This window comes from Streptomyces albidicamelliae (assembly GCF_025642175.1).
GTDB lineage: Bacteria > Actinomycetota > Actinomycetes > Streptomycetales > Streptomycetaceae > Streptomyces > Streptomyces albidocamelliae.
Genome location: NZ_CP106795.1, coordinates 2,026,541 through 2,039,434, shown reverse-complemented (window position 1 = coordinate 2,039,434; position 12,894 = coordinate 2,026,541). Strand labels below are relative to the sequence as shown.

At 72.9% G+C, this 12,894-nt stretch carries 13 protein-coding genes; 6 read left to right on the top strand and 7 right to left on the bottom strand.

Annotated elements, in window-relative coordinates:
* Positions 1–16 precede the first annotated feature (16 nt).
* The gene (locus N8I86_RS09495) at positions 17–1,099 is read left to right on the top strand and encodes a Zn-dependent alcohol dehydrogenase (protein WP_073899814.1); all 1,083 of its coding nucleotides are present in this window, start codon (positions 17–19) and stop codon (positions 1,097–1,099) included.
* Between the two features lie 3 nt (positions 1,100–1,102).
* Here N8I86_RS09495 and N8I86_RS09490 read toward each other — a convergent pair whose 3' ends face one another.
* The 3 genes from N8I86_RS09490 to N8I86_RS09480 all read right to left on the bottom strand — a co-directional run bounded on the left by N8I86_RS09490 (position 1,103) and on the right by N8I86_RS09480 (position 3,912).
* Positions 1,103–2,038 (bottom strand): DMT family transporter, encoded by a 936-nt coding sequence (locus N8I86_RS09490; protein WP_404830871.1) that lies wholly within the window; start codon positions 2,036–2,038, stop codon positions 1,103–1,105.
* A gap of 439 nt (positions 2,039–2,477) precedes the next feature.
* Positions 2,478–3,215, bottom strand: coding sequence for an ArsR/SmtB family transcription factor (locus tag N8I86_RS09485; RefSeq protein WP_263277570.1), 738 nt, complete (start codon positions 3,213–3,215; stop codon positions 2,478–2,480).
* Positions 3,216–3,270: 55 nt separating this feature from the next.
* Positions 3,271–3,912 carry a TetR/AcrR family transcriptional regulator gene (locus N8I86_RS09480; RefSeq protein WP_263277569.1) on the bottom strand — a complete coding sequence of 214 codons (642 nt, stop codon included), beginning with the start codon at positions 3,910–3,912 and terminating at the stop codon, positions 3,271–3,273.
* Between the two features lie 90 nt (positions 3,913–4,002).
* On the opposite strand from N8I86_RS09480, the gene N8I86_RS09475 reads away from it, so the two are divergent.
* The 3 genes from N8I86_RS09475 (at position 4,003) to N8I86_RS09465 (ending at position 6,176) form a co-directional block, all read left to right on the top strand.
* Positions 4,003–5,154, top strand: coding sequence for an acyl-CoA dehydrogenase family protein (locus N8I86_RS09475; protein ID WP_263280086.1), 1,152 nt, complete (start codon positions 4,003–4,005; stop codon positions 5,152–5,154).
* A gap of 60 nt (positions 5,155–5,214) precedes the next feature.
* Positions 5,215–5,460: a YiaA/YiaB family inner membrane protein gene (locus N8I86_RS09470; RefSeq protein ID WP_073899806.1), complete on the top strand. Its 246-nt coding sequence runs from the start codon at positions 5,215–5,217 to the stop codon at positions 5,458–5,460.
* A 92-nt stretch (positions 5,461–5,552) separates the two neighbouring features.
* Positions 5,553–6,176 (top strand): TetR/AcrR family transcriptional regulator, encoded by a 624-nt coding sequence (locus N8I86_RS09465; RefSeq protein WP_073899804.1) that lies wholly within the window; start codon positions 5,553–5,555, stop codon positions 6,174–6,176.
* Positions 6,177–6,180: 4 nt separating this feature from the next.
* Here N8I86_RS09465 and N8I86_RS09460 read toward each other — a convergent pair whose 3' ends face one another.
* Entirely contained in the window at positions 6,181–6,642 is a 462-nt protein-coding gene (locus tag N8I86_RS09460) for a MaoC family dehydratase (protein WP_073899802.1), read from the bottom strand.
* A gap of 104 nt (positions 6,643–6,746) precedes the next feature.
* On the opposite strand from N8I86_RS09460, the gene soxR reads away from it, so the two are divergent.
* On the top strand, positions 6,747–7,205 hold the full coding sequence (soxR, locus tag N8I86_RS09455; RefSeq protein ID WP_073899800.1) for a redox-sensitive transcriptional activator SoxR: 459 nt from the start codon (positions 6,747–6,749) through the stop codon (positions 7,203–7,205).
* Between the two features lie 105 nt (positions 7,206–7,310).
* Here the strand turns inward: soxR and N8I86_RS09450 are convergent, their stop codons facing one another.
* From N8I86_RS09450 to N8I86_RS09440, 3 genes are all read right to left on the bottom strand, one after another.
* Complete coding sequence (locus N8I86_RS09450; protein ID WP_263277568.1) at positions 7,311–8,378, bottom strand: RNA ligase (ATP); 1,068 nt, start codon at positions 8,376–8,378, stop codon at positions 7,311–7,313.
* 51 nt (positions 8,379–8,429) lie between these two features.
* Positions 8,430–9,182 (bottom strand): 3-keto-5-aminohexanoate cleavage protein, encoded by a 753-nt coding sequence (locus N8I86_RS09445; protein ID WP_073899796.1) that lies wholly within the window; start codon positions 9,180–9,182, stop codon positions 8,430–8,432.
* 94 nt (positions 9,183–9,276) lie between these two features.
* Entirely contained in the window at positions 9,277–9,879 is a 603-nt protein-coding gene (locus tag N8I86_RS09440; RefSeq protein WP_073899794.1) for a hypothetical protein, read from the bottom strand.
* Between the two features lie 208 nt (positions 9,880–10,087).
* Between N8I86_RS09440 and N8I86_RS09435 the strand changes: the two genes are divergently transcribed.
* On the top strand, positions 10,088–12,877 hold the full coding sequence (locus N8I86_RS09435) for a penicillin acylase family protein (protein ID WP_263277567.1): 2,790 nt from the start codon (positions 10,088–10,090) through the stop codon (positions 12,875–12,877).
* The last annotated feature ends 17 nt before the right edge of the window (positions 12,878–12,894 follow it).

Below are 12,894 nucleotides of genomic sequence, written 5' to 3'. Positions count from 1 at the left end.
GAGGAGTCCGTCCGTCATGGCCGTACGTGCCGCCGTCCTGCCCGCCATCGGCGCCCCCCTGGAGATCACCGGGATCGAGCTGCCGGACCCCGGCCCCGGACAGGTCCGGGTCCGTCTCGCCGCCGCCGGCGTCTGCCACTCCGACCTGTCCCTGACCAACGGCACCATGCGGGTGCCGGTCCCGGCCGTCCTCGGCCACGAGGGCGCCGGCACGGTCGTCGCCGTCGGGGAGGGCGTCTCCCACCTCGCCCCGGGCGACCCCGTCGTCCTCAACTGGGCCCCCTCCTGCGGCACCTGCCACGCCTGCGCGCTGGGCGAGGTGTGGCTGTGCGCCAACGCGATGAACGGCGCCGCCGCCGTCCACGCCCGCACCACCGACGGCACCGAACTGCACCCCGGGCTGAACGTGGCCGCCTTCGCCGAGGAGACCGTGGTCTCCGCGTCCTGCGTGCTGCCCCTCCCGGAGGGCGTGCCGCTCACCGACGCCGCCCTCCTCGGCTGCGCCGTCCTCACCGGTTACGGAGCCGTCCACAACGCGGCGCGGGTCCGGCCCGGCGAGACGGTCGCCGTGTTCGGTGTCGGCGGGGTCGGCCTCGCCACCCTCCAGGCGGCCCGGATCGCCGGCGCGTCCCGCATCGTCGCCGTCGACGTCTCGCCCGGGAAGGAGGAGCTGGCCCGCGCGGCCGGCGCCACGGACTACGTCCTCGCCTCCGAGAACACCCCGCGGGAGATCCGCTCCCTCACCGGCAAGCAGGGCGTCGACGTCTCCGTGGAGTGCGTCGGCCGCGCCGTCAGCATCCGCGCGGCCTGGGAGTCCACCCGCCGGGGCGGCCGGACGACGGTCGTCGGCATCGGCGGCAAGGACCAGCAGGTCACCTTCAACGCCCTGGAGCTCTTCCACTGGGGCCGCACCCTGTCCGGCTGCGTGTACGGCAACACCGACCCGGCCCGCGACCTGCCCGTGCTCGCCGCCCATGTGCGCGAGGGACGCCTGGACCTGTCCGCACTGGTCACCGAACGCATCGGCCTGGAGGGCATCCCGGCCGCCTTCGAGAACATGCTCGCTGGCAAGGGCGGCCGGGCGCTGGTCGTCTTCTGACGCTCAGGGCACCTTCTCGGGTCGCGGCTCCCCGGCCGCGACCCGGGTCGACGGCCCACCGCCCGCCCGGGACCGCGACACCGCCACGCCCGCCAGGCACAGCACGCCGCCCGCCAGGGTGAGGACCCCCGGCACCTCGCCGAGCGCCAGCCACGACATCAGCACCACCAGCGCGGGCACGGCGTACGTCGTCGCGCCCATCCTGCTGGCGGTGGTGCGGGCGAGGGCGTAGGCCCAGGTGGTGAAGGCGAGTGCGGTCGGGAAGACGCCCAGGTAGACCATGTTCAGGGTCGCCGTCAGCGGGGCGCGGGCGGCCTCGTGCACCAGCTGCCCGGCGAACGGCAGGCAGGCCACCGCGCCGACCAGGCATCCGAACGTCGTCACCTGCAACGCGCTCGCGCTGCCCAGGGCGGGCTTCTGCGCGACGACACCCGAGGCGTAGGCCACGGCCGCGAGCAGGCACAGCGCCACACCGAGCAGCGAGGACCCGCCGCCGCCCGACATCGACAGCCCCACGGTCACCGCGCCCGCGAACGACACCGCCATGCCCGCGAGCAGTCTCGGCGGCATCGGATCCCCGAGCAGCCGGGAGCCCAGCAGGGCGATCAGCAGCGGGCCGACGTTCACGACCAGGGCCGCCGTGCCCGCGTCCACCTGCTGCTCGCCCCAGTTCAGGACGACCATGTAGAACCCGAACCACAGCAGCCCGGAAAGCAGGATCCCGCGCCAGGCGGCCCTGGGCGGCAGTCCTCCCCTGCGTACGGCCCAGATGATCCCCAGGGCGAGGGCGCCGGACGCCAGCCGGCCGAGGGCCAGGGCACCGGGGGAGTAGGCGCTGCCCGCACTCCGGATCGACACGAAGGCGGAGGCCCACAGGCCGACGGTGACGGCTGCGGCGCCGGTGGCGAGTATGTGCGGACGGTTCCGGTCGAGCTTCATCATGCTCCCGAGGCTAGGCGGGGGTCCGAGCGGCGGGCTGGCGGAAATCGGACAGCTGCCCACCGGGCCGCCCGAGAACAGGACACCATCGGCGGAGGCCCAGGGAAGATCGCGACCGCCCACGACGCCACCACCCCAGGGGCGCGAGGAACAGCGCGACGAGCCACGACGCGCCCGCACGCGACCGACGACGGCACCACCCCGAAGGGGCGCGGGGAACTGCGCGACGAGCCACGACGCGCCCGCACGCGACCGACGACGGCACCACCCCGAAGGGGCGCGGGGAACTGCGCGACCGCCCACGACGCGCCCGCACCGGACGTACGACGGCACCACCCCGAAGGGGCGCGGGGAACTGCGCGACCAGCCACGACGCCCCCGCACCCGACACACCACCGCACCGCACCCCAGCACCCCCTCCCCCCCGCCGAGACCCGCGTCAGCGCAACGCACTGGACGGAATCCCCAACAGCTCCCCCAGCGCCCGCTCGCCCGACGGAGTCACCCTCACCGCCCGCTCCGAGCCGATCCGGACGCACCACCCGGCGGCCAGCGCGTGCCCGCACAGCGCCGCGCCCGCCAGGCCGGCGAGATGAGGGCGCCGCTCGGTCCAGTCGAGGCACGCCCGGGCCACGGGGCGCCGCCCCGAGCGGTCGAGGGAGATGCCCGCCGCGTCGAACCACTCCGTGCCCGCGTCCGTCAGCGCGAACCCCGTGTCCTGCCGCAGCAGCCCCCGCCGCGTCAGCGCGTCCGTGACCGCGATGCCGAGCCGCCCGGCGAGATGGTCGTAACAGGTGCGCCCCCGGGCCATGGCGGAACCGGCGCTCGACTCGCGCAGCGTCCGGGGCGGGCGCCGGACGTCCCCGGCCGGCCCTTGCGCGACGAGGTCCTCGACGAGCTGCGCGACGCGCGCGTCGGCCAGCCGCACGTACCGGTGCCGGCCCTGCCGTTCCTCGGCGAGCAGACCGCCGGCCACCAGCTTGCCCAGGTGCTCGCTCAGCGTGGAGGCGGCGACACCGGCCCGCCGGGCCAGCTCCCCGGCGGTCCAGGCCCGCCCGTCGAGCAGCGCGAGCAGACAGGCGGCCCGGGTCTCGTCCGCGACCAGCGCGGCGAAGGCGGCGAGGGCTGCCGCCCGGGAGTCCCTGGCGGCGTCCCGGGCAGAGTCCTTGGTGGTCATGGACCCAGCATGCGGCACCGTTGCTTCGGCGCACACCGAAGTGTCGGAAGCCGGCTCACGCACGCTCCCGTGCCTGCTCGTACTGCTGCGCCAGACCGTCGAGCAGCGCGCTCAGACCCGTCTCGAAGGCCCGCTCGTCGATCTTCTCCTGCTGCTCGGAGAGCAGATGGGCCTGGCCGAGGTGCGGGTAGTCGGCGGGATCGTACGCGCTCGCGTCGTCGACGAAGCCCCCGGCGAACGAACCGAGCGCGGAGCCCATGATGAAGTACCGCATCAGCGCGCCGATGGAGGTCGCCTGCGCCGGCGGCCAGCCCGCGTCGACCATCGCGCCGTACACCGCGTCGGCGAGCCGCAGGGCGGCGGGGCGGCGGCCCGGGCCCCGGGCGAGGACCGGGACGATGTTCGGGTGGTCGCGCAGGGCGGCCCGGTAGGAGACCGCCCAGTCGTGCAGCGCGGTCCGCCACTCCCGGCCGTCCTCGAACATCGACAGGTCCACCAGGCCGCTGACCGAGTCGGCGACCGCCTCCAGGATCTCGTCCTTGGTGCGGAAGTGGTTGTAGAGCGAGGGCCCGCTGACCCCCAGCTCGGCGGCGAGCCGGCGGGTGGAGACGGCCGCCAGGCCCTCCCGGTCCACGAGTTCCCGTGCCGTCTGGACGATCCGGTCGGTGCTGAGGAGGGGCTTGCGCGGTCGGGCCATGGCGCACATAGTAGGGCTGCGACAGGAAACTAGCAGTGCTAATTTAAATGTACGGCTTTCAAGATCCATCTGGTGTGGGGTGATCTCGTGGTGAACCTGGGGCTCGACGAGGAGCAGGCGGCCGTACGGCGGCTCGCCCGGGACTTCGTGCAACGGGAGATCGCCCCCCACGTGGTCGCCTGGGACCGCGCCGAGGAGGTCGACCGGGGCATCGTGAAGAAGCTCGGCGAGGTCGGCTTCCTCGGCCTCACCGTCGCCGAGGAGTACGGCGGCTCCAGCGGCGACCACCTGTCGTACTGCCTGGTCACCGAGGAGCTGGGGCGCGGGGACTCGTCGGTCCGCGGAATCGTCTCCGTCTCCCTCGGCCTCGTCGCCAAGACGATCGCCGCCTGGGGGAGCGAGGAGCAGAAGCGGCGCTGGCTGCCCGGGCTGACCGCCGGCGAGTACGTGGGCTGCTTCGGCCTCACCGAGCCGGGCACCGGCTCCGACGCGGGCAACCTCACCACCCGGGCCGTCCGCGACGGCGACGAGTACGTCGTCAACGGCTCGAAGATGTTCATCACGAACGGGACCTGGGCCGACGTCGTCCTGCTCTTCGCCCGTTCCACCGACGCCCCGGGGCACAAGGGCGTGTCCGCCTTCCTGGTGCCCACCGACACTCCCGGGCTGACCCGCCGCACCGTGCACGGCAAGCTCGGCCTGCGCGGCCAGGCCACCGCCGAACTGGTCCTGGAGGACGTCCGGGTGCCCGCCTCCGCGATGCTGGGCGCGGAGGGCAAGGGCTTCTCCGTGGCGATGTCCGCGCTCGCCAAGGGGCGCATGTCGGTGGCCGCGGGCTGCGTCGGCATCGCCCAGGCCGCGCTGGACGCGGCCGTCGGGTACGCCGGTGAGCGCGAGCAGTTCGGCAGGCCGATCGCCCACCACCAGCTGGTGCAGGAGCTGATCAGCGACATCGCGGTCGACGTCGACGCGGCCCGGCTGCTGACCTGGCGGGTCGCCGACCTGATCGACCGCGGCGAGCCCTTCGCGGTCGAGTCCTCCAAGGCCAAGCTGTTCGCCTCCGAGGCCGCCGTCCGCGCCGCCAACAACGCCCTCCAGGTCTTCGGCGGCTACGGCTACATCGACGAGTACCCGGTCGGCAAACTCCTGCGCGACGCCCGTGTGATGACCCTGTACGAGGGCACCAGCCAGATCCAGAAGCTGCTCATCGGCCGTGCGCTGACCGGGGTTTCGGCCTTCTGAGTACCTGCCTGAGTATTCCGGCGGATGTGGCGCGGGCCACGTCCGGCGAGGCTGGACGGCATGAGCGAGACAGCGGACAAGTCCCAGAACACGGCGGCCTTCTACGGCCAGGCCGTCGCATCCTTCGCCGTCGCCATGGCCGCGACGGCCGTAGGCATCTACAAACTCCAGGCCGACGCCTGGGTCCGGGCCTTCCTCGGCATCGCCGTCCTGTACCTGGTCACCTCCGCCTTCACCCTGGCGAAGGTGATCCGCGACCGGCAGGACGGCGCGCGGCGGGCCTACAACCCCTTCGAGAAGCTCTGAGCCCCGGCGGCCCCCGCGGGCGAGCAGGCTAAGCGCTCGCTCACCATCGGCGGTATGGTGGTGCTCCTGTGACCGAGAGGGGCCAACGAGCGATGAGTACGGCGGAGGAGACGACCGGCGGCGAAGTGGAGCCGTGGGAAGAGGTCACCCCGGACGCGGCCCGGCGGCTGCTCGTCGCCGCCGTGGAGGCCTTCGCCGAGCGCGGCTACCACGCGACGACGACCCGCGACATCGCGGGCCGCGCCGGCATGAGCCCGGCCGCGCTCTACATCCACTACAAGACCAAGGAAGAGCTGCTCCACCGGATCAGCCGCATCGGCCACGACAAGGCCCTCGACATCCTGCGCACCGCCGCGGGGCGCGAGGGCAGCGCCCGGGAGCGGCTGGCCGACGCCGTCAGCTCCTTCGTCCGCTGGCACGCGGGGCGGCGCACCACCGCCCGGGTCGTGCAGTACGAACTCGACGCCCTCGGTCCCGAGGCCCGCGCCGAGATCGTCGCGCTGCGCCGCCAGGTGGACGCCGAGGTGCGCGGGATCATCGAGGACGGCGTGGCCGCGGGCGAGTTCGACGTGCCGGACGTCCAGGGCACCACGCTCGCGGTGCTCTCCCTGTGCATCGACGTGGCCCGCTGGTTCACCGTGAACGGCCCGCGCACCCCGGAGCAGGTCGGCGCGCTCTACGCCGACCTCGTGCTCCGGATGGTGGGGGCCGAGTAGGCCCTCAGAAGTAGTACCGGGACACCGACTCCGCGACGCAGACCGGCTTGTCGCCGCCCTCGCGCTCGACGGTGAAGGCGACGCTCACCTGCACACCGCCGGCGACCTCCTCGACGCCGGTGATCGTGGCGGTCGAGCGCAGCCGGGAGCCGACGGGGACGGGGGCGGGGAAGCGGACCTTGTTCGTGCCGTAGTTGACGCCCATCCGCACGCCTTCGACGCTGATCAGCTGCGGGCCGAACAGCGGCAGCAGGGAGAGCGTCAGGTAGCCGTGCGCGATCGTGGTGCCGAACGGGCCCGCCGCGGCCTTCTCCGGGTCCACGTGGATCCACTGGTGGTCGCCGGTGGCCTCGGCGAACAGGTCGATCCGCTTCTGGTCGACCTCCACCCAGTCGGTGTACCCCAGCTGCTCGCCCACGGCCGCCTTCAGCTCGTCGGGGGAGGTGAAGGTCCTCGGTTCTGCCATGTTCCCGGCCTCTCGCTCGCGTCTCTAAGCAACTGCTTAGCATGGTCGGGTGGGGAGACGATGTCAACGGATCCCGGGGCGGCCGGGTGGGTAATCTCTGCGGAGTGCCCCAGATTCCCGAGAAGATCCACGAGCTGACCGTCGGCCAGCTGTCCGCGCGCAGCGGCGCTGCCGTCTCCGCCCTGCACTTCTACGAGTCCAAGGGCCTGATCGCCAGCCGCCGCACCACCGGAAACCAGCGCCGGTACGGCCGTGACACCCTGCGCCGCGTCGCCTTCGTCCGCGCGGCCCAGCGGGTCGGCATCCCGCTGGCCACGATCCGGGAGGCCCTGGCCGAGCTTCCCGAGGAGCGGACGCCGACCCGCGAGGACTGGGCGCGGCTGTCGGAGAAGTGGCGCTCCGAACTGGACGAGCGGATCAGGCAGCTGAACCGTCTGCGCGACCACCTCACCGACTGCATCGGCTGCGGCTGCCTGTCCCTGGAGAACTGCGTCCTCTCCAACCCGGACGACGTGTTCGGCGAACGCCTGACGGGCTCGCGGCTGCTGGCGGAGAACCGCTGAGCGCTGCGCTGCGCTGCGCGGCTTCGGCCGGACGGCTGGCGTTTCGTCGTCGGGCGCGGGGCCGTCGTGGCCGGTCGCGCAGTTCCCCGCGTCCCCTCGGGGTGCTCACTCGTACTCGGTGCCGCCCTTGCGCGTCAGGTAGGCGGGGCTCACCGCCTTGGCTATGGTGCGGCCGCCCGTCACCGGGCTGTGGCGCTCCACGGCGGGCCGGATCACCACGCCCTCCCGCAGGTGCAGTTCCCGGCCGGACACGGTCTCCCGGCCGCTCGCGAACTCCAGCACCCGCGTGACGTCGTACGGACCCGCGTACAGCCGGGGCACCACCGGGACCTCCCCGGCCAGCTGCTCCGCCGCGTCCAGCCAGCGCACCGTGCCGTCCACCTCCGCCGAGACGTCGAACGCCGCGTACCCGAGCGTGTCCCGCCGGCCGTCGGCCCCGTACGACAGGTCCTGCACCCCCGCGCCGAAGACCTCCCCGAAGACGCCGACCCGGCGCGCGCCGAGCCGCTCGGCCAGCCGGGCCGCCGCCTCGACGACCCCGTGCCCGCGCACCGCCCGCCAGTACAGGTTCCGCGGATCCTCCCGCAGCGCGAGGGACTTGGACCCGAAGCCCTTGGAGGACACGTACACCCGCCCCTCGTCGGCGAGATAGGTGAGCAGGCACGCCGAACCGTGCAGCTTCTCCGTCAGGACGACCGGCTCGCCCGGTGTGAAGATGTCCGGATACCGCTGGATGTTCTCGATGTCGACCCACGGCAGCAGATCCGGCGCCGACTCGACCTCCCCGCTCATGGTCGGCGGGATCGGCGGCACCCACTTGGCGATGCCCAGCCGTTCCGCGAAGTCCCACCCCTCGGCCGCCGCCCGCATCAGGTCGACGTCCGCCAGCGCGCTGGGCCGGCACACGATGCCCTGCGACAGCTCGCCGCGCAGGCGCACCGCCCGGACCCGGTTGGCGTCGCCGCCCGCCAGCCGCCCGGTCAGCCCCAGTTCCTCGATCAGCCCGGCCGGGAGCACGGCCTGCTCGGGGATGTAGACGGCGGCCTCACCGGTGCGGTACGCGCCCTTGGCGACGACGGCCCGGTACAGGCCCACCTGGGCCAGTTCGAGCGCGTCCGCGTTCGGATGGTCGTGGACGGTCAGCACTTCGGCGGTGACGCGCAGCGTCGACATCGCGAACTCCTCGGGTGGGCGGGCAGGTCGGTGCCCGTCGGGTGTGTCTCCTCACCCCCCACTGTCCGCACGGGAAACGGGTGGAGCCACCGGATTCGGGCCTGCTACCGTCCACGCCGCCACCAACTCGGCGTTCGAGGCGGCCCGTCGGCCGTCCGGCAGCAGCAGCGTGTCCTCCAGGCCGATGCGCGTCGCCAGGCCGAGCCGTCCGGCCAGCCGCAGCACCGGCCAGGTGCCGCCCTCCTCGCCGTGCAGCAGCACCGGACGGCCGGCAGCCGTGCCCAGTTCGGCCAGCAGGGCGCGCGCCGAGGCTTCCGCCGTCGCCGGGTCGGGATCGGTCACCTCGGCCAGCACCCGCAGCACCCGGGGCGCGAGCGGTGACGCCGCGAACCGGGCCGCGCCGTCGGTGCCCGACCAGATGCCCGCCTCCACCCCCACGCCCCGCTCCAGCAGGTGCCCGGCGACGTCCTCCGCACCCGGCTCGTGCCAGTTGACCGACGCGAAGTCGGGCAGCACCGACCAGTCGCGCACCCGCGCGAGGCGGGCCGCCGGGTCGGGCTCCGCCCACGCGCCGGTGGTCACCCCGACCGGCACCCGCACCCGCGCCCTGATCGCCTCCAGCGCCGGCGCGAGCACGCGCGGGGAGAGACTCTCGTGGCCGCACGGGGTCCTCGGGTGGACGTGGACCGACGTGGCCCCGGCCGCCACGGCGTCGGCCGCCGAACGGGCCAGCTCCCCGGGGGACATCGGGACCGCCGCGCCGTCGGCCGCCGACCGGCTCCCGTTGAGACACACCTGCACCATGACACGAGGGTGCCCGCCGGACCGGTGGTCATCCCGGACCGCCTCGAAGCCGGGAGTGCGGCATCCCCTGCGCACCCCCGGTGGGATCCCGCCCTCAGGCCGACATCAGCAGCCGTTCACGCCGGGAGGACGCAAGCGCCCGCGGGGTGAGCACGGGCCGCGGCACCAGGATCCCGCAGTCCGTGCAGACCGGTCCGGACGACGGCTCGTGGTCGAGGCCGTACCGCCAGACCAGGCGCTGTCCGTCGCACACCGGGCAGGAGGAGCCCGGGGCCCGCTTCAGCGCCGCGATCAGCCTGCGCAGCACCTCGGCCAGCGGCTCGTCGGGGTGGACCCGCGGGTCGTCGCACCACGCGACCCCGAATCCGCCCCAGGTCAGCCGGTGCCAGTCGTCCACGCTGCCCGGCCTGCGCAGCCCGTCGTGCTTCTCCTTCCTGCGCCGCTCGGTGAACTCCGTCTCGTACGCGAGCCAGACCGAACGGGCCTCCTCCAACTCCTCCAGCGCGGCCACGAGCCGCACCGGTTCGGGGGAGCGGTCCTCGGGGCCGAAGCCCGACCGGGAGCACAGATGGTCCCAGGTCGCCCGATGCCCGTAAGGGGCGAACTTCTCGAGGCACTTGCGCAGTGAGTACCGCCGCAGTGCCAGATCACAGCCCGGATCGCGTACCTGTCTCGCCAGACTCCGGAAACCGGCCATCGCCCTGCACCTCCGTCACACCTGCACCTGCACTTCGGTCACTTCGGCGTCGTCGCAAGGACGTCGTCGAGTAGACGTATCGACAGGCGAATCGGCTCCATCTCTTCTCGGGTTCTGCTTGCCGGACTTCAAAAACTGACGCATGTTCATCTTTGAACTGGGGGATACCGGCGGTAACGTTCGGCCACCCCTGTCGCTAGGAGCTGCCATGCCACGGCGAACCCCACGTAACGCCCTTGACAGAGTGAGAACGTCCCACCGTCTCTTCGGGTTCCTGAAGACGGCGTCCGTATGCGTCCTGACAGCCGCACTTCTTTCCCCGCTCGGCCAGGCCCCCGCGGCGGCGGCCGGCGCGGCCGCCGCCCCCGACTACTGCGGCGGCCGGTGCTCGGACATCCTGCCGCCCGGTGAGAACGGCAACGCGACCCTCGCGCAGATCCTGCTCAACCAGGCCTTCGGCACCCAGCCCGCGCACGCCGAGGACCAGCTCGGACCGTACGCGGGACTCGCCACGGGCTACCCGGCCCTCACCGACGCGAAGATCAACACGTTCTTCGACGACGCCTCCTTCGGCGTCCCCGCGGACCAGGTCGCCTCCACCGAGAAGCCGGCCGGCCGCGGCGACGTGACGATCGTCCGCGACAAGAAGACCGGTGTGCCGCACATCACCGGTACCACCCGCTACGGCACCGAGTTCGGCGCGGGATACGCGGCCGGCGAGGACCGGCTGTGGCTGATGGACGTCTTCCGGCACGTCGGCCGCGGCCGGCTGACCTCGTTCGCGGGCGGCGCGGCCGCCAACCAGGGCCTGGAGCAGCAGTTCTACCGGAACGCCCCCTACACCGAGGCCGACCTCCAGGCGCAGATCGACAACGCGGTGGCGAAGAACGGCGCCCGCGGCCAGCAGGCGCTCGCCGACGTCAAGGCCTATCTGGACGGCATCAACGCCTACATCGACGCCTCCGACAGCGGCCGCTACTTCCCCGGCGAGTACGACCTGACGGGCCACAAGGACGTCATCACCAATGCCGGCACGATCGAGCACTTCAAGGTCACCGACCTGGTGGCGCTCGCCTCCGTGATCGGCTCGCTGTTCGGCTCCGGCGGCGGCGGCGAGGTCGACAACGCCCTCTCCCTGATGGCCGCCCAGGCCAAGTACGGCGTCGAGGAGGGCACCCGCGTCTGGGAGGCCTTCCGCGAGCGCAACGACCCCGAGGCCGTCCTCACCGTGCACGGCGGCGAGAGCTTCCCGTACGGCGCCAAGCCCGCCGACGCCCGGGGCGCGGCCCTGCCCGACGCCGGTTCGGTCGTCCAGGAGCCGCTCGTCCACGACCGCACCGGCACCGGCGCGAGCGCGAGCGCGAAGAGCATGTCCGCCACGGCCGGCAGGACCTCGCTCGGCTCGGCCCGGCGCGGCATGTCCAACGCCCTCGTGGTCAGCGGCAAGTCCACCGCGAGCGGACACCCCATCGCCGTCTTCGGCCCGCAGACCGGCTACTTCGCCCCGCAGCTGCTCATGCTCCAGGAGATCCAGGGACCCGGCATCAGCGCCCGCGGCGCCTCCTTCGCGGGGCTGAGCATGTACGTCGAACTCGGCCGCAGCCAGGACTACTCCTGGAGCGCGACCACCTCCGGCCAGGACATCATCGACACCTACGCCGTCGAGCTGTGCCAGGACGACTACCACTACCTGTACCGCGGCACCTGCACCGCGATGGAGAAGATCGAGCAGAAGAACGCCTGGAAACCGACCACGGCCGACGGCACCGCGGCCGGCTCGTACACCATGCGGGCGTGGCGCACGAAGTACGGACCGGTGGCGTACCGGGCCACCGTCGGCGGCACGAAGGTCGCCTACACCACCCTGCGCTCCTCCTATCTGCACGAGGCCGACTCGATCATCGGCTTCCAGATGCTGAACGACCCCGACTACGTCAAGGGGCCGCAGGACTTCCAGAGCGCGGCGCAGCACATCAACTACACCTTCAACTGGTTCTACGCCGACTCCCAGCACACCGCCTACTACAACAGCGGCGACAACCCGGTCCGGGCGGACGGAGTCGACGCCGAGTTCCCGGTGTGGGCGCGGCCCGCGTACGAGTGGCGCAACTGGGACCCGGCCGGCAACACGGCCGACTACACTCCGGCCTCCGCCCACCCGAACTCGGTCGACCAGGACTACTACGTCTCCTGGAACAACAAGCAGGCCAAGGACTACACGACGGCGTCCTGGGGCGACGGCTCCGTGCACCGCGGCAACCTGCTCGACGACCGGGTGAGGAGGCTCGTCGCGGCCGGCGGGGTGACCCGCGCCCAGCTGGTGCAGGCCATGGCGGACGCGGCCCTCGCCGACCTGCGCGCCGAGGACGTGCTGCCCGACCTGCTCAAGGTGATCGACTCCTCGGCCGTGAGCGACCCCACGGCCGCCGCGGCGGTGGCCAAGCTCAAGGCGTGGTCGAGCGCGGGCGGCAGGCGTACCGAGACCTCGGCCGGTTCCAAGGCGTACGCGAACGCCGACGCCGTCCGCATCCTGGACGGCTGGTGGCCGCTGCTGGTCAAGGCCGAGTTCGAACCGGGGCTCGGCAGTGACCTGTACACCGCGATCACCCACAACCTGCCCGTCGACGAGGCCCCGTCCGCCGGACACGGCCCGACCGGCTCGCACGCCGGCAGCGCCTTCCAGTACGGCTGGTGGAGCTATGTCGACAAGGACATACGGGCGGTGCTCGGGGAGAACGTGCGGGGCGGTCTCGGACGCACCTACTGCGGCGGCGGCAGCCTCACCGCCTGCCGGGACACGCTGATCGACACGCTGAAGCAGGCGGCCGGCCTGACCGCCGCGCAGGTCTACCCGGGCGATGACCAGTGCTCGGCGGGCGACCAGTGGTGCGCCGACTCGATCGTCCAGCGCACCCTGGGCGGCATCAAGCACGGCCGGATCGGCTGGCAGAACCGGCCCACCTTCCAGCAGGTGGTGGAGTACACCTCGCACCGCTGAGGCGGCACGGGCGGCGG